This window comes from Streptomyces sp. NPDC006335 (assembly GCF_040612795.1).
GTDB lineage: Bacteria > Actinomycetota > Actinomycetes > Streptomycetales > Streptomycetaceae > Streptomyces.
The window spans coordinates 995,546-1,011,372 of record NZ_JBEXQX010000002.1 but is presented as its reverse complement, the minus strand read 5'-3'; the positions used below and the strand labels follow the sequence as shown (position 1 = coordinate 1,011,372).

General features: G+C 71.9%; 15 protein-coding genes. 7 read left to right on the top strand and 8 right to left on the bottom strand.

The features are described from left to right. Position 1 precedes the first annotated feature (1 nt). The 3 genes from ABZ098_RS10625 to ABZ098_RS10615 all read right to left on the bottom strand — a co-directional run bounded on the left by ABZ098_RS10625 (position 2) and on the right by ABZ098_RS10615 (position 1,557). Complete coding sequence (locus ABZ098_RS10625) at positions 2-754, bottom strand: hypothetical protein (protein ID WP_356589241.1); 753 nt, start codon at positions 752-754, stop codon at positions 2-4. 168 nt (positions 755-922) lie between these two features. Then, positions 923-1,216 carry an MTH1187 family thiamine-binding protein gene (locus tag ABZ098_RS10620; protein WP_053847384.1) on the bottom strand — a complete coding sequence of 98 codons (294 nt, stop codon included), beginning with the start codon at positions 1,214-1,216 and terminating at the stop codon, positions 923-925. Then, entirely contained in the window at positions 1,213-1,557 is a 345-nt protein-coding gene (locus ABZ098_RS10615) for a DUF3817 domain-containing protein (RefSeq protein ID WP_356589239.1), read from the bottom strand. Before ABZ098_RS10615 ends, ABZ098_RS10620 begins: the two co-directional genes overlap by 4 nt. Before the next feature lie 286 nt (positions 1,558-1,843). On the opposite strand from ABZ098_RS10615, the gene ABZ098_RS10610 reads away from it, so the two are divergent. The 4 genes from ABZ098_RS10610 (at position 1,844) to ABZ098_RS10595 (ending at position 4,491) form a co-directional block, all read left to right on the top strand. Beyond that, on the top strand, positions 1,844-2,476 hold the full coding sequence (locus ABZ098_RS10610) for an AIM24 family protein (protein WP_356589237.1): 633 nt from the start codon (positions 1,844-1,846) through the stop codon (positions 2,474-2,476). A 1-nt stretch (position 2,477) separates the two neighbouring features. Beyond that, positions 2,478-3,128, top strand: coding sequence for an AIM24 family protein (locus tag ABZ098_RS10605; RefSeq protein ID WP_356589235.1), 651 nt, complete (start codon positions 2,478-2,480; stop codon positions 3,126-3,128). After that, positions 3,125-3,922 (top strand): AIM24 family protein, encoded by a 798-nt coding sequence (locus tag ABZ098_RS10600; protein WP_356589233.1) that lies wholly within the window; start codon positions 3,125-3,127, stop codon positions 3,920-3,922. The genes ABZ098_RS10605 and ABZ098_RS10600 overlap by 4 nt, the downstream gene beginning before the upstream one ends. Before the next feature lie 92 nt (positions 3,923-4,014). Next, a complete protein-coding gene (locus ABZ098_RS10595; protein WP_356589231.1) occupies positions 4,015-4,491 on the top strand; it encodes a MarR family transcriptional regulator in 477 nt (158 codons plus the stop codon). A 13-nt stretch (positions 4,492-4,504) separates the two neighbouring features. Here the strand turns inward: ABZ098_RS10595 and ABZ098_RS10590 are convergent, their stop codons facing one another. Beyond that, entirely contained in the window at positions 4,505-5,953 is a 1,449-nt protein-coding gene (locus ABZ098_RS10590; protein WP_356589229.1) for a HAMP domain-containing sensor histidine kinase, read from the bottom strand. Next, positions 5,950-6,609 (bottom strand): response regulator transcription factor, encoded by a 660-nt coding sequence (locus ABZ098_RS10585; protein ID WP_356589227.1) that lies wholly within the window; start codon positions 6,607-6,609, stop codon positions 5,950-5,952. The genes ABZ098_RS10590 and ABZ098_RS10585 overlap by 4 nt, the downstream gene beginning before the upstream one ends. 198 nt (positions 6,610-6,807) lie before the next feature. Here ABZ098_RS10585 and ABZ098_RS10580 point away from each other — a divergent pair, with 198 nt between their 5' ends. Further along, complete coding sequence (locus tag ABZ098_RS10580) at positions 6,808-7,440, top strand: PepSY domain-containing protein (RefSeq protein ID WP_356589225.1); 633 nt, start codon at positions 6,808-6,810, stop codon at positions 7,438-7,440. Positions 7,441-7,448: 8 nt separating this feature from the next. Here ABZ098_RS10580 and ABZ098_RS10575 read toward each other — a convergent pair whose 3' ends face one another. The 3 genes from ABZ098_RS10575 to ABZ098_RS10565 form a co-directional block, all read right to left on the bottom strand. Continuing rightward, complete coding sequence (locus tag ABZ098_RS10575) at positions 7,449-8,675, bottom strand: MFS transporter (protein WP_356589223.1); 1,227 nt, start codon at positions 8,673-8,675, stop codon at positions 7,449-7,451. Positions 8,676-8,799: 124 nt separating this feature from the next. Beyond that, positions 8,800-9,756, bottom strand: coding sequence for a methylmalonyl Co-A mutase-associated GTPase MeaB (gene meaB, locus ABZ098_RS10570; RefSeq protein ID WP_356589221.1), 957 nt, complete (start codon positions 9,754-9,756; stop codon positions 8,800-8,802). A gap of 34 nt (positions 9,757-9,790) precedes the next feature. Next, positions 9,791-10,993 (bottom strand): acetyl-CoA C-acetyltransferase, encoded by a 1,203-nt coding sequence (locus ABZ098_RS10565; RefSeq protein ID WP_356589219.1) that lies wholly within the window; start codon positions 10,991-10,993, stop codon positions 9,791-9,793. Between the two features lie 149 nt (positions 10,994-11,142). Here ABZ098_RS10565 and mce point away from each other — a divergent pair, with 149 nt between their 5' ends. Together mce and scy are read left to right on the top strand one after the other, a co-directional pair. Beyond that, on the top strand, positions 11,143-11,583 hold the full coding sequence (gene mce / locus ABZ098_RS10560) for a methylmalonyl-CoA epimerase (protein ID WP_356589217.1): 441 nt from the start codon (positions 11,143-11,145) through the stop codon (positions 11,581-11,583). Between the two features lie 209 nt (positions 11,584-11,792). Further along, complete coding sequence (scy, locus tag ABZ098_RS10555; RefSeq protein WP_356589215.1) at positions 11,793-15,704, top strand: polarized growth protein Scy; 3,912 nt, start codon at positions 11,793-11,795, stop codon at positions 15,702-15,704. Positions 15,705-15,827: the final 123 nt, after the last annotated feature.

The following is a 15,827-nucleotide window of genomic DNA, read 5'->3' as shown; positions in this document are numbered from 1 at the left end:
GTCATCGCGGGGTCTCCAGGGTGCGAAGGACACGCGGTGCACGCACGCGCGTGGGCGGCCTGCGCAGACAGCGGCGGGCGGCCGGGGTGCAGGGCAGGGGCGACTTGAACAGGGCCACGGAGATGGCGAGGGCGAGGAGGAGCGGGGAGAGGTAGGCCATCGACGCCGCGAGCGGGCCGAAGAGGTGCAGGAAGCGCTCCAGGCCCAGACCGGTTCCGGCGGCCAGGACGACGATTGCGCGGACCAGGAGCTCGGCCAGCCAGTTCCGCAGCGCCCGCTCCGGGGTGATGCCCCGCTCCAGCCACAGCCGCAGCCGGTCGAAGGACCAGGCGGTCGCCCAGCCGATCAGGGGGCGGAAGAGCAGGCGGTCGGCAACGGCGCCGGCGCGTCCCCAGCGCGGGCGGTAGTCGTAGCCGGTGAGGAAGGTGACGCCGTCGCCGTCGGGGACGTAGCGCCAGTAGCCGCTGCCCTCCGCCAGGAGCGAGAGCGGATGCGGGGAGGAGAAGCGCAGGGCGGAGGTGCGGGTGCCGTCCGGCCTTTCCCGCTCACCCGCGGCGACGCCCGTGCCGGCGACGGTGAGACCGGGCAGCACGCGTGTGGCGTAGCGGAAGCGCTGCGGCTCGCCCTCCACGCGCGGGAGGTAGGTGATCCGGGTGAAGCGGAGGTCCCAGCGCTGGTGCTGGGACGGTTCCTGCGTCCGGGCCCAGAGGTCGTCGAGATCGGCACGGATACGTGCCTCTATGTAGAGCCCCATCGTTCCCCCAGGTGAGCCCACCGTTTGAGCGACCGCTCAAACTCTCTGGACGGGAAGGTACACGCTTTTGAGCGACCGCTCAAACATCGGGCACGAGAAAACCCCGGCCCGCGCGGGCCGGGGTTCTTCTGGGGTGGCGGGGTTCGCCTGTCGCAGGGCGGGGCTCGATCAGCCGGCGAGGTGCCGCTCCACCGTCTCCACCTTGGAGGTCAGGCCGTCCGTGACGCCGGGCCGGATGTCCGCCTTGAGCACCAGCGACACACGCGGTGCCCGTGCCTCCACGGCGGCCACGGCCCGCTTGACGACGTCCATGACCTCGTCCCACTCGCCCTCGATCGAGGTGAACATGGCGTCGGTGCGGTTCGGCAGCCCCGACTCCCGCACGATCCGCACCGCGTCGGCGACGTACTCCCCCACGTCCTCGCCGACCCCGAGCGGGGTCACGGAGAAGGCGACGATCATGCGTTCACGATCCCTTCCTGGCGGGCGCGGGAGGCGATGACGGCGTCCTCGGCCTCACGCTTGAGCCTGCGCTCGGCGAAGAAGCCGCCGGTGGGCAGCACGGAGAGCACGAAGTACCAGATCCCCGTCTTCGCGGACCACTTGGTGCGGTTCCAGGCGTCGAGCCAGAAGATCACGTAGAGGATGAACAGGACACCGTGGAGCATGCCCATCGGCCGCACGGCATCGAAGTCCGTGGTCCGCTTCAGCACCGAGCAGACGAGCAGGATCAGGAACGAGATCGCCTCGGGAGCGGAGACCAGGCGGAGGCGTCGGATGGCGGAGGCTGTCTTGAGGTCCACGGGTCACCTTCGGTGGGAAGTACGTCGACGGTCTGGCAGTTTGTGAACGAGCGCACAAGCGTGCCTCCATTGTGACAAACGGTTCCGCCGCCCCGGGCCGGGGGTCCTCGCCCCACCCTCCGCAGACGGCGGCTCACGTCCCCGCCGCTGGGAGAGGACGCAGCCGGGTCACCGCGGCGGTACCGCTCGCGCCCATGACCTGGGCCCTGAGGGGCCTTTCAGGGTCGACCTCCACCCACAGGACCTGTCGGCAAGGGCTTGCTCCAGCTACCTTCACCTCGTGGCGATGTTTCGACTTCAAGGCAGCAAGGTGCTCGCCGTCGACATGACCGGGGACGCCGTGAAGGCGAAGAACGGCTCGATGGTGGCGTACGACGGGCGCATGGCGTTCAAGAAGATGAGCGGCGGTGGTGAGGGGATCCGGGGCATGGTCACCCGGCGCATCACCGGCGAGCAGATGACCGTGATGGAGGTGTCGGGGCACGGGACGTGCTGGTTCGCGGACCGGGCCTCGGAGATCAACCTCGTCAGCCTCCAGGGGGACAAACTCTTCGTGGAGTCCAGCAACCTCCTCGCGACCGACGGGGGGCTGCGGACCGGGACCAGCTTCACCGGCATGCGCGGCGCCTCACAGGGCAACGGGCTCTTCACGACCACCGTCGAGGGACACGGACAGGCGGCGATCATGTCCGACGGCCCCGCGGTGGTCCTGCGTGTCAGCCGCCAGTACCCGCTGACCGTCGACCCCGGCGCGTACATCGCGCACCAGGGGAACCTGAGCCAGTCCTTCCAGTCCGGTGTGACCTTCCGCACGTTCATGGGCGAGGGCGGCGGCGAGGCCTTCCAGATCCGCTTCGAGGGCGACGGCCTGGTGTACGTCCAGCCCAGCGAGCGCAACACGATCGCGGGGGATGTGTGACATGCCCTTCCGTGAGATCAACTCCAAGATGGTCGAAGCGACGGTCCTGCCGGGCCAGCGGCTGTTCAGTCAGCGCGGGGCGATGCTGGCGTACAAGGGCGAGGTGTCCTTCACCCCGAACATCCAGGGCGGCCAGGGCGGGGTCATGTCGATGATCGGCCGCCGGGTGGCCAACGAGGACACGCCCCTGATGACCGTCGAGGGCAGCGGCACCGTGCTGTTCGGGCACGGCGGCCACCACGTCACGGTCATCAACCTCACCGGCGACACGCTGTACGTCGAGGCGGACCGCCTGCTCGCCTTCGAGGGCACCCTCCAGCAGGGCACCATGTTCATGGGCTCGCAGGGCGGAGTCATGGGCATGGTGCGCGGCCAGATCAGCGGCCAGGGCCTCTTCACGACCACGCTGAAGGGCCACGGCTCGGTGGCCGTGATGGCCCACGGCGGGGTCTTCGAGGTCCCGATCACCCCGCAGCGCCCGGTCCACGTCGACCCGCAGGCCTACGTCGCCCACCACGGCGACGTCCGCAACAAGCTGTCGACGGCGCTCGGCTGGCGCGACATGGTGGGCCGCGGCTCCGGCGAGGCCTTCCAGCTGGAGCTCAGTGGGAACGGCGTGGTCTACGTCCAGGCGTCCGAGGAGAAGCTGTGAGCCACTACCCGGGCGCGGGCCCCACCGTGTACGACCCGATGACGCTGCCGTCGGACGACAACGTCAACAACTACACCTTCTGCGTGGAGCTCAAGGGGAGCCAGTGGTTCCTGCAGAAGGGGAAGATGATCGCCTACTACGGGCAGATGGATTTCAACGGCATCGGACACGGCCGACTCGACGGTCTCGTCCGCACGTCGTTCCATTCGCCTCTGCACGCGAGCGACTGGGTCGTGGCGCAGGGCTCGGGCAAGATGCTCCTCGCCGACCGGGCCTTCGACGTGAACTCCTACGACCTCGAAGACGGCAACCTGACCATTCGCTCGGGCAATCTGCTTGCTTTTCAGCCAAGTCTCGCGCTGAAGCAGTCGATCGTGCCCGGCTTCCTGACCCTCATCGGAACCGGAAAGTTCGTGGCCGCGTCCAACGGTCCGGTGGTGTTCATGGAGCCCCCGATCCGGGTGGACCCGCAAGCGCTTGTGGGCTGGGCCGACTGCCCCTCCCCGTGCCACCACTACGACCACGGGTACATGACCGGTCTGATGGGCGGTCTACGTGCGATGACGGGCCTCGGCGGGGCCTCCGGCGAGGAGCACCAGTTCGAGTTCGTGGGGGCCGGCACCGTACTGCTCCAGTCGACCGAGGTGCTGATGGCCGAGCAGGCCACCGGAGTGGTTCCGCAGGAGCCCGGCGTGCCCGGCGGTCACGGGGTACCCACAGGCCAGCCACAGCAGCCGGGAGCACCGCGCCTTCCCGGACAGCTGGGGGACCTCCAGCGTCGCTTCGGGCTGTGAGCGGTAGTCTGCGGAGTGTGACATCGAACGCGTGCGCACAGTCACACCACCCTCATTAGTTCGCCTTTCAACCTTTTAGGTAGACTTCATTCATGGAGACCGAGACGGCCACGCGCTGGCTGACCGATGCGGAGCAGTGCGCCTGGCGCACCCACCTGGAGGTCAACAGGCTGTTGACGTATCAGCTCGAAAGGGACCTTCAGCCGTTCGGCCTGACGATGAACGACTACGAGATCCTGGTCAATCTCTCCGAGTCGGAGGGCGTACGGATGCGGATGAGCGACCTCGCGGCCGCCACCCTCCAGTCCAAGAGCCGGCTCTCGCACCAGATCACCCGTATGGAGAACGCGGACCTGGTCCGGCGCGAGAACTGCGAGTCCGACCGCCGCGGCCTGTACGCGGTCCTGACCGAGCACGGCATGGAGACCATGCGGAAGGTCGCGCCCCATCACGTGGCGTCGGTGCGCAGGCACTTCATCGACCTGGTGCCGCCCGAGTCGCTGACGGAGCTGGGCAAGGCCCTGAAGCCGATCGCGGAGCATCTGCGGGGGCAGCGGGGGCGTCCCTGACACCGGGGCACGGTTAGGCGAGCGGCAGGCGGAGTTCGAAGAGGGCTCCGCCTGTCGGCGCGTCACGGACCGTGAGCGTGCCGCCGTGGCGGGCGGCGACGTCCCGGGCGATGGCGAGCCCCAGCCCGGCCCCGCCGTCGTCCCGCGCCCGCGCCTCGTCCAGCCGCACGAACCGCTCGAAGATCCGCTCCCGGTCCCCGGGCGGCACCCCGTCCCCGTCGTCGGCGACCTCGACCACGGCGCGGCGGTCACCGTCCCGTCGTACCGTCACGGCGACCTCCGAGCGTGCGTGCCGCCGCGCGTTGTCCAGCAGGTTGTCGAGCACACGCTCCAACTGCCCCCGGGATCCCGTCACTTCCACGGCGTCCGCGCGCACCGTCACACCGGCCCGCCCGGCGGCCCGCTCCCGCACCAGCGCCCCCAGCTCGACCCGCCCGTCGGCGACCCGCTCCCCCGCGTCCAGACGGGCCAGCAACAGCAGGTCCGCGGCGAGGTGCTGGAGCCGTACGGTGTCCTCGACCGCCCCGTCCAGGTCCAACAGCTCCGGGTGTGCGGCGGCCACTTCGAGCTGGGTGCGCAGCGAGGCGATCGGGCTGCGCAGCTCGTGCGAGGCGTCGGCGACGAACCTGCGCTGGCGCTCGACGGAGGTCTCCAGCGCGGCCAGCGTCTCGTTGGTGGTGCGGGCGAGGCGGGCCACCTCGTCGTGGGTGTCGGGCACCGGGACGCGACGGGCGAGGTCCTCGGAGGCGGTGATCGCGGCCATCTCGGCGCGGATGCCCTCGACCGGGCGCAGCGCCCGCCGGGTGACCAGCCAGGTCACGGCGGCGACGACACCGAGCAGCAGCGGGAAGCCGACCAGCATGACGGTCTGGGCGGTCCCGACCGCGCTCTGTTCGGGGTCCAGGGAGGCGCCCGCGTACACGGTGAGGGTGCCCTTGTCGGGGACCTCGACCTCCACAGCGGCGAAGCGGTAGTCGGCGGACTTCCCGTCGATCGTGGCGGAGCCGTCCGTGAGCCGCACGTCGTCGGCGATCTCGCCGGGCTCGAGGGCGGAGGGGCCGTCGGGATCGTCCCCGGCCGCGTCGTCGTCGGAGTCCTCGGGATCGCCCGTCCCCCCGGTGCCCGCCGTGCCACCTTCGGGCGACCGCGGCTTCACCTCGGTGACCCCCGTGCCGCTGATGTGCTCCAGGTGCTCGGTGGCCGCGACCAGCCGGTCGTGCGCGTCGACGACCTGGACCGGCTCGTCGTCATCGTCCAGCTCCAGGCCCGTGTACGGGGTCCCGCCGGAGAGGTCGGCGGCGACGTTCCGCGCGGCCCGCTCGGCCTGGGTGCCCGCCTCGTCGATCAGGTTGGAGCGCAGGGAGAGCAGCACGGCGGCCCCGGCGGCGAGCAGGGCAACCGCGACGACCAGGGTCGCGGCCAGCGTGGCCCGCGCCCGGACCGAGCCGAACAGCCGCCTCATCTGCCGGCCTCCAGCCGGTACCCGGCCCCGCGGACCGTGCGGATGAGGCCCGCGTCCAGCTTCCGGCGCAGGGTGCTGACGTACACCTCGACGATGTTCGGGTCGCCGTCGTACGCGAAGTCCCAGACGTGCTCAAGGATCTGCGCCTTGGAGACCACCTCGCCGGCCCGCACCGCGAGCTGCTCCAGGACCGAGAACTCCTTGGTGGTGAGGGTGACCTCGGTGCCGTCGAGGAAGACCCGGCGGGCGGCGGTGTCGATCCTCAAGGGCCCCGTCTCCAGCACCGGTGAGGCCCCGGCCCCGTTCCCGCGCCGCCGCAGCAGGGCCTTGATGCGGGCCACGAGGACGACGTAGGAGAAGGGCTTGGTCAGGTAGTCGTCGGCGCCGGTGTCCAGGCCCTCGGCCTCGTCGTACTCGCCGTCCTTGGCGGTGAGCATCAGGATCGGCACCTCGTGGCCGGCGGCGCGCAGGGCGGCGCAGACCCGGTAGCCGTTGAGGCCGGGCAGCATGATGTCGAGGATCACCAGGTCGTACGACCCCTCGGTGGCCCGGTGCAGTCCCTCCCGGCCGTCGTGGACGACGTCGACGGCGTAGCCCTCGGCCGTCAGGCCCTTGGCGAGGGACAGGGCTAGTCGCTTTTCGTCCTCGACGATCAAGAATCGAAAGGGGTGACGCGAAGCGTCTCGAGCAGGGTGGTGGTGGGCGACGGGCGGGCGCATGCGTACAGGGTGGCAAACCGAACCTGAAGACGCCTTCAGGGGGCTTCAGCCCCGCTTCAGCTCCTCTCGGGCAGCTTGGTTGTCGTCGGAAGCGAACGAAGCAGAACGAAGCAGAACCGCTCTGGAGGAATCCTCATGAAGCGCAACATCGTCATCGCCACCCTCACCGCCGCCGCCCTGGCCACCGGCGGCACCGTCGCGGCCTTCGCGGCCGGGGACGACGACGCGACGGCGACGCAGCGCCAGACGAACACGAGCGCCCAGCAGGCCGCGGACCGCGACGACGACTCCGCCGACGACCGGGACGACGACGCCTCCGAGGACCGTACGGCGGTCTCCGGCGCCAAGGTCACCGCGGTCGAGGCCATCGCCGCCGCCCTCAAGCACACCCCGGGCACCGCCCTGGCCTCCGACCTCGACGACGACGGCGCCGACGCGTGGGAGGTGACCGTCGTCAAGGGCGACGGCACCGAGTACGACGTGCGGGTCGCCCCGGACTCCGGCAAGGTGCTCGGTGCCCAGCGCGACACGGACGAGGACAACGACGCCGACGACCGGGCCGAGCTCGCCGCGGTGAAGGACGCGAGGACCGACGCCCGCGAGGCCGCGCTGGCCGCCGCCGCGAAGGGCACGGTGACCGAGGTCGGCCTCGACGACGACAACGGCACCGTGGCCTGGGGCGTGGACACCGTGAAGGACGGCAAGCAGGGCGAGTGGAAGGTCGCACTCGACTCGGGCAAGGTCACCCAGGACCGCGACGAGGACTGACCTGGCCGTCACGGCACGACAGCCGCACCGTCTCGAAGGGCGCCCCTCCCCCGGGCGCCCTTCGTCATGACCAGCACCGCCGTCAGGGCCAGCACCCCGCCCGTCACCGCGAAGCACACGGCCACCGACGCCTGCCCGGCCGCCACGCCGGCCAGCGCCGTACCGCCGGTGCTCCCCGCGTTGACGGCCGTGTTGACCCACGCCCCGGCCTGAGTGCGGGCCTCGGGGGCGACCTCCTCGTCGGCGATGAGGTACGCCGTGGTGACGGCCGGCGACACGAAGAGCCCGACCCCCGCCATGACCAACGCGAGGGTGCCGAGGCCGGGGGCGAGTCCGGCGCCGGCGAGGGCCAGGCCCAGACAGGCCGTCAGCAGGGCGAGCCGGGTCCGCGCGGGGCTGCGCCAGCCGACCGCGCCGTTGAGCAGCCCACCGACCGCGCTCCCGGCGGACAGCGCGGCCAGCACCCAGGCCACGCTCGCGCCGCCGAGGTGGTGCCGCTCGGCGAACACCACGACGAGCAGGTCGAGCACGCCGAGCGCGAGTCCGACGGCCGCGGCGGCGCCCATGGGGCGGGCGATCCGGCGCAGTACCCGCCGACCGCCCCTGTCCCGTCGTACGGGACGAGAAGCGGCGGGAGGCACCGCCCGCACCGCCGGCGACCGTACGAACCCGGCCGTCCCCGCCACCATCAGGGCCGCGCCGACGCCGATCCCCGCGGTCGGCGCGGCGACCCCCACGAGGACGCCCACCAGCAGCGGGCCCGAGACGAAGAGCAGTTCCTCGGCCACCCCGTCCAGGCTGTACGCCCGCTGGAGCAGGGCCTTGTCGCCCTGGGCTAGGCGCGACCACACGGTCCGCATGGTCGGGCCGAGGGGCGGGACGCAGGCTCCCGCGAGGGCGGTGAGGGTGCCGAGCAGCACGGGAGGTGCGCCGGGGCGCCAGACGGCCGCCGTCAGCAGTCCCAGCAGCGCGGTGTACGCGGCCAGCAGGGGCACGAGCGCCCGGCGCGGACCGTGACGGTCGATCAGGGCGGCCCGCGCGGGTGCCAGGAGGACGACCGTGGCGCCGAACAGCGCCATCACGGCACCGGCGACCGGGTACGAGCCCGAGGCCCGGATCACCGCGAGCATCACGGACAGCGGGACGACGCCGTAGGACAGTCTGCCGAGCAGGGCGGTGGCGAAGGTGCGGCGGGCGTGCGGAAGGCGCAGCACGCGCGCGTAGGACGCGGACATGGAGGGTTCCTCGTGGAGAGGCGGAAGGGGGACACCGAGGGGCCACGGGAGCGGTGTGCTCGACCGCGGCCGGTGTCTGCCCTACGCCAAGGAGAGGAACATGGCCGTCAACGTACCAGGGGGCTCAGGCCCGGGTCAGGCCCTCCACGAGTTCGTCCGCCGCCCGGTAGGGGTCCAGTTCGCCGGCGACGATCTTCTCCGCGAGGGCGTCCAGGCGCCGGTCCCCCCTGAGGTCGCCGATGCGTTCGCGCAGGGCGGTGACGGCGATCGTCTCGACCTCGTGGGCGGCGCGGGCGCGGCGGCGCTCGGCGAGGACGCCGTGCTCCTCCATCCAGGCGCGGTGCTTCTCCAGGGCTTCCACGACCTCGTCGACGCCCTGAGCGCGGGCGGCGACCGTCTTGACGATCGGCGGACGCCAGTCGCCGGGCTTGCGCGACTCGCCGAGGCCCAGCATGTGGTTGAGCTCGCGGGCGGTGGCGTCGGCGCCGTCGCGGTCGGCCTTGTTGACGACGTAGACGTCGCCGATCTCCAGGATTCCGGCCTTGGCGGCCTGGATGCCGTCGCCCATGCCCGGGGCGAGCAGGACCACGGAGGTGTCGGCCTGGGAGGCGATCTCCACCTCCGACTGGCCGACGCCGACCGTCTCGACCAGGATCACGTCGCAGCCGGCCGCGTCCAGCACCCGGATGGCCTGCGGTGCCGCCCAGGCGAGGCCGCCGAGGTGGCCGCGGGTCGCCATGGAGCGGATGTAGACGCCGGGGTCGGAGGCGTGCTCCGACATGCGCACCCGGTCGCCGAGCAGGGCGCCGCCGGAGAACGGCGAGGACGGGTCGACGGCCAGGACGCCGACCCGCCTGCCCTGCTTGCGGTAGGCGGTCACCAGGGCCGAGGTGGACGTCGACTTGCCCACCCCGGGCGAGCCCGTCAGGCCCACCACGTACGCGTTGCCCGTGAGCGGGGCCAGCGTCGCCATGACCTCCCTGAGCTGCGGGGACGCCCCCTCCACGAGGGAGATCAGCCGGGCCACGGCCCGCGGTCGGCCTTCCCTGGCCTGGGCCACCAGGGTGGAGACGTCCTGCATCACAGCTCCGTTCACAGGGACGACGTACGAGCGCTCAGGCCTTGGGTACCCGGACGACGAGCGCGTCACCCTGACCGCCGCCGCCGCACAGGGCGGCCGCGCCGACCCCGCCGCCGCGCCGCTTGAGCTCCAGGGCGAGGTGCAGGACGAGCCGGGCGCCGGACATGCCGATGGGGTGGCCCAGGGCGATCGCGCCGCCGTTCACGTTCACCTTTTCGGTGGACACGCCGAGGTCCTTCATCGACTGGACGGCGACCGCGGCGAAGGCCTCGTTGATCTCGATCAGGTCGAGGTCGGAGACCTCCAGGCCCTCCTTCTTGAGGGCGTGCAGGATCGCGTTGGACGGCTGGGACTGGAGGGAGTTGTCCGGGCCCGCCACATTGCCGTGGGCGCCGATCTCGGCGATCCACTCCAGGCCCAGCTCCTGCGCCTTGGCCTTGCTCATCACGACCACGGCCGCGGCGCCGTCGGAGATCTGCGAGGCGCTGCCGGCGGTGATGGTGCCGTCCTTGGTGAACGCGGGGCGCAGCTTGCCCAGTGACTCCGCGGTGGTGTCGGCGCGGATGCCCTCGTCCTTGCTGAAGACGACCGGCTCGCCCTTGCGCTGCGGGATCTCGACCGGGGTGATCTCGGCCTCGAAGAGGCCGTTCTTCTGCGCGGCAGCGGCCCGCTGGTGGGACAGGGCGGAGAACTCGTCCTGCTCGGGGCGCTGGATGCCGAGGCGGGTGTTGTGCTTCTCCGTCGACTGGCCCATCGGGATGTTCTCCCACGGGTCGGTCAGGCCGTCGTGGGCCATGGCGTCGAGCATCTCGATCGCCCCGTACTTGAAGCCCTCGCGGGACTTCGGGAGCAGGTGGGGGGCGTTGGTCATGGACTCCTGGCCGCCCGCGACGATCACGTCGAACTCGCCGGCGCGGATGAGCTGGTCGGCCAGCGCGATCGCGTCGAGGCCGGACAGGCACACCTTGTTGATGGTGAGCGCCGGGACGTTCATCGGGATGCCGGCCTTGACCGCGGCCTGGCGGGCCGGGATCTGGCCCGCGCCGGCCTGGAGGACCTGGCCCATGATGACGTACTGCACCTGGTCGCCACCGATCCCCGCACGGTCGAGGGCGGCCTTGATCGCGAAGCCGCCGAGGTCGGCTCCCGAGAAGGACTTCAGCGAGCCCAGCAACCGCCCCATGGGCGTACGAGCGCCCGCGACGATCACCGAGGTCGTGCTGTTCGATCCAGACATGAGCTGCGATCCCCTTTCGGCTGCACTGCCGAGGAGTGTGAACGAGGGTTTACTTCGAATGTACTGAGTGGCACTCCGTGCCGTCACCCGGCCGTCGGTGTGATCGCGCGCACGTTGCGTAACCGTTTCGCGAGCGCTGCACTGACTACATGCTGACGCGAATCGACCACATCGGGATCGCCTGTTTCGACCTCGACAAGACCGTCGAGTTCTACCGGGCCACGTACGGCTTCGAGGTGTTCCACTCCGAGGTCAACGAGGAGCAGGGCGTGCGCGAGGCCATGCTCAAGATCAACGAGACGTCCGACGGCGGCGCCTCCTACCTGCAGCTTCTGGAGCCGACCCGCCCCGACTCCACCGTCGCCAAGTGGCTGGACAAGAACGGCGAGGGCGTCCACCACATCGCTTTCGGTACGGCGGATGTCGACACCGAGGCCGCGGACATCAAGGGCAAGGGCGTACGCGTCCTGTACGAGGAGCCGCGACGCGGCTCCATGGGGTCACGGATCACCTTCCTGCACCCCAAGGATTGCCACGGCGTACTGACAGAACTGGTCACTTCGGCGCCTGTTGAGTCACCTGAGCACTGACCCTCGTACATATGGGCCGGTAGGGTTGGGGGCGGTCGCTCCCGGAAGGGGGGTGGCCGCTTTCCGGGGTCCGGGTTTCGGGGGACGAGCGGCGGGCAGCAGTCCATGCTCCGTCGCTGATCTGACACCATTCCCCGGGGGCCCCGTTCGGCGGATGGACGGGGCTCGTTCGGAGAGACTTGCGACCAGGGGACGGATGGGACCGCGCAGTGCGGGGCTACGAACGCCAGGAGCGAGAGCCGGCGGCTGACGTCGACCACCTCTCTCGGTTCGAGGCCGAGATGGATCGGCTGAAGACCGAGCGGGAAAAGGCGATCCAGCACGCCGAGGACCTCGGCTACCAGGTCGAGGTGCTGCGCGCCAAGTTGCACGAGGCGCGGCGCACCCTCATGTCCCGGCCCGAATTCGGCGGCGGTGACATCGGCTACCAGGCCGAGCAGTTGCTGCGGAACGCGCAGATCCAGGCCGACCAGTTGCGCCAGGACGCCGAGCGCGAACTGAGCCAGGTCCGCGCCCAGACCCAGCGCATCCTCCAGGAGCACGCCGAGCAGGCCGCGCGCCTTCAGGCGGAGCTGCACCAGGAGGCCGTCACCCGTCGGCAGCAGCTCGACCAGGAGCTGGCCGAGCGCCGGCAGACCGTCGAGTCGCACGTCAACGAGAACGTGGCGTGGGCCGAGCAGCTGCGCGCCCGCAGCGAGTCGCAGGCCCGACGCCTCCTGGAGGAGTCCCGCGCCGAGGCCGAGCAGGCCATGGCGGCCGCCCGCGCCGAGGCCGAGCGGGTCACCACCGAGGCCCGCCAGCGCCTGCAGAGCGAGGCCGAGGCGGCCCGCGCGGAGGCCGAACAACTGCTGCGGCGCGCCCGCGCGGACGCCGAGCGGCTGCTGGAGAGCGCCTCCACGCAGGCCCAGGAGGCCACCGAGCACGCCGAGCAGTTGCGCACCTCCACCGCGACCGAGTCGGACAGCGCCCGCCGCCAGGCCACCGAGCTGAGCCGGGCCGCCGAACAGCGGATGGCGGAGGCCGAGGAGGCGCTGCGCAAGGCGCAGGCCGAGGCCGAGAAGGTCCTCACCGAGGCGAAGTCGGCCGCCGAGAAGACGCTCGCGAGCGCGGAGTCGGCCAACGAACAGCGCACGCGTACGGCCAAGGAGCAGGTCGCCCGGCTGGTCACCGAGGCCAGCCAGGAGGCCGAGGCGACCAAGGAGGCCGCCGAGCAGATCGTCGCGGACGCCCGCGCCGAGGCCGAGAAGATCGTCACCGAGGCCGCCGAGAAGGCCCGTACGCTCACCGCCGAGGAGAGCGCCACCCAGCTCTCCAAGGCGGCCAAGACCGCCGAGGACGTCCTCAACAAGGCGCAGGAGGACGCGCGCAAGACCACCAAGGCCGCCGCCGAGGAGGCCGAGCGGATCCGCCGCGAGGCGGAGGCCGAGGCGGACCGGCTGCGCGCCGAGGCGCACGACATCGCCGAGCAGCTCAAGGGCACGGCGAAGGACGACACCAAGGAGTACCGCGCCAAGACGGTCGAGCTCCAGGAGGAGGCCCGTCGGCTGCGCGGCGAGGCCGAGCAATTGCGCGCCGACGCGGTCGCCGAGGGCGAGAAGATCCGCGCGGAGGCCCGCAAGGAGGCCGTCCAGCAGATCGAGGAGGCGGCCAAGACCGCCGAGGAGCTGCTCTCCAAGGCCAAGGCGGACGCCGACGAGCTGCGCCAGAGTGCCACCGCGGACAGCGAGAAGGTCCGCACCGAGGCCATCGAGCGCGCCACCACGCTGCGCCGGCAGGCCGAGGAGACCCTGGAGCGCACCCGCAACGAGGCCGAGCGGCAGCGTGCCGAGGCCGTCGAGCTGTCCGAGGAGATCACCGCCGCCGCCGAGCGGGCCGCGAGCGAGCTGCGCGAGGAGACCGAGCGGGCCATAGAGGCACGCCGTGCCGAGGCCGCCGAGGAACTGACCCGGCTGAGCACCGAGGCCGAGGAGCGCCTCGCCACCGCCGAGCAGGCCCTGACCGAGGCCCGTGAGGAGGCCGCGCGGATCCGCCGCGAGGCCGCCGAGGAGACCGACCGGCTGCGCACCGAGGCCGCCGAGCGGATCCGCACCCTCCAGCAGCAGGCCGAGGCGGAGGCCGACCGGCTGCGCACCGAGGCCGCGTCCGACGCGTCCGCCTCCCGCGCCGAGGGCGAGGCCGTCGCCGTACGGCTGCGTTCCGAGGCCGCCGCCGAGGCGGAGCGGCTCAAGACCGAGGCCCAGGACACCGCGGACCGGGTCCGGGCGGAGGCGCAGGCCGCCGCCGAGCGGATCGCCACGGAGGCGTCCGAGACGCTGGCCGCCGCCCAGGAGGAGGCCAACCGGCGCCGCCGCGAGGCCGAGGAGTACCTCGGCTCGGCCCGCCAGGAGGCCGACCAGGAGCGTGAGCGGGCCCGCGAGCAGAGCGAGGAGCTGCTGGCCTCGGCGCGCAACCGCGTGGAGGAGGCCCAGGCCGAGGCGGTGCGCCTGGTCGAGGAGGCAAACCGGCGCGCCACGGAGATGGTGTCGGCCGCCGAGCAGCACGCCCAGCAGGTGCGGGACTCGGTCGCCGGGCTGCACGAGCAGGCGCAGGAGGAGATCACCGGGCTGCGCTCCGCCGCCGAGCACGCGGCCGAGCGCACCCGGCGCGAGGCGCAGGAGGAGGCCGACCGGGTCCGTTCGGACGCCTACTCCGAGCGGGAGCGGGCCAGCGAGGACGCGGCCCGGATCCGGCGCGAGGCCGCCGAGGAGACGGACGCCGCCAAGGCCCTCGCCGAGCGCACCGTCTCCGACGCGATCGCGGAGGCCGAGCGGCTCAGGTCGGAGTCGGCCGAGTACGCCCAGCGGGCGCGCACCGAGGCCTCGGACGCCGTCGCCCAGGCCGACCAGGACGCCTCCCGCACCCGGGCGGACGCCCGCGAGGACGCCAACCGCATCCGCTCGGACGCGGCGAGGCAGGCCGACACCCTCATCACCGAGGCGCGCAGCGAGGCGGAGCGGCTCACCGAGGAGACCATCGCCGACACCGACCGGCTGCGGACGGAGACGGTCGCCGAGGCGGAGCGGGTCCGCGCGGAGTCGGTCGCCGAGGCCGAGCGCGTGCGGGCCGAATCGGTCGCGCAGGCCGAGCAGTTGATCGGGGAGGCCACCGGGGACGCGGAGCGGCTGCGGGCCGAGGCAGCCGACACGGTCGGTCAGGCGCAGCAGCACGCGGAGCGGATCCGCAGCGAGGCCGAGCGGGTCAGGGCGGACGCGGCGGCCGCGGCCGAGGAGCTGGTCAACTCCGCGCGCGCGGAGGCCGAGCGCACCCTCGACGAGGCGCGCAAGGACGCCAACAAGCGGCGTTCCGAGGCGGCCGAGCAGGTCGACACGCTCATCACGGAGACCACCGCCGAGGCGGACAAGCTGCTCACCGAGGCGCAGCAGCAGGCGCTCAAGACCACCGCGGACGCGGAGGCGCAGGCCGACACCATGGTGGGCGCGGCCCGCAAGGAGGCCGACCGCCTGGTGGCCGAGGCCACGGTCGAGGGCAACTCACGCGTGGAGAAGGCCCGTACGGACGCGGACGAGCTGCTCGTCGGGGCCCGCCGGGACGCCACCGCCATAAGGGAGCGCGCCGAGGAGCTGCGCGACCGGATCACGGGCGAGATCGAGGCGCTGCACGAGCGGGCCCGCCGTGAGGCCGCGGAGACCATGAAGTCGACCGGCGACCGCTGCGACGCGCTCATCAAGGCCGCGGAGGAGCAGCTCGCGAAGGCGCAGGCGAAGGCCAAGGAGCTGGTCTCGGAGGCCAATTCGGAGGCCGGCAAGGTGCGCATCGCCGCGGTCAAGAAGGCCGAGGGGCTCCTCAAGGAGGCCGAGCAGAAGAAGGCCACGCTGGTCCGGGAGGCCGAGGAGCTCAAGGCCGAGGCGATCCGCGAGGCCAAGCGCACGGTCGAGGAGGGCAAGCGCGAGCTGGAGGTCCTGGTCCGTCGCCGTGAGGACATCAACACGGAGATCTCCCGTGTCCAGGACGTCCTGGAGGCGTTGGAATCCTTCGAGGCCCCGTCGGCGGGCAAGGACGGTGGCGTCAAGGCGGGCGCCGCGGTCGGCGCCCCTCGTTCGGGTAAGCCGTCGGACGGCTGACCGACTGGTCGGAATCCGGTGCCGTCTGGGGCCTTTGACCAAGTTTTTGGCAAGCCGTCCAGGGGTTAGCCACTCAAAAGGGGTGTCATTCTCCAGATCAAACACGTATCCGCTCGATGACAC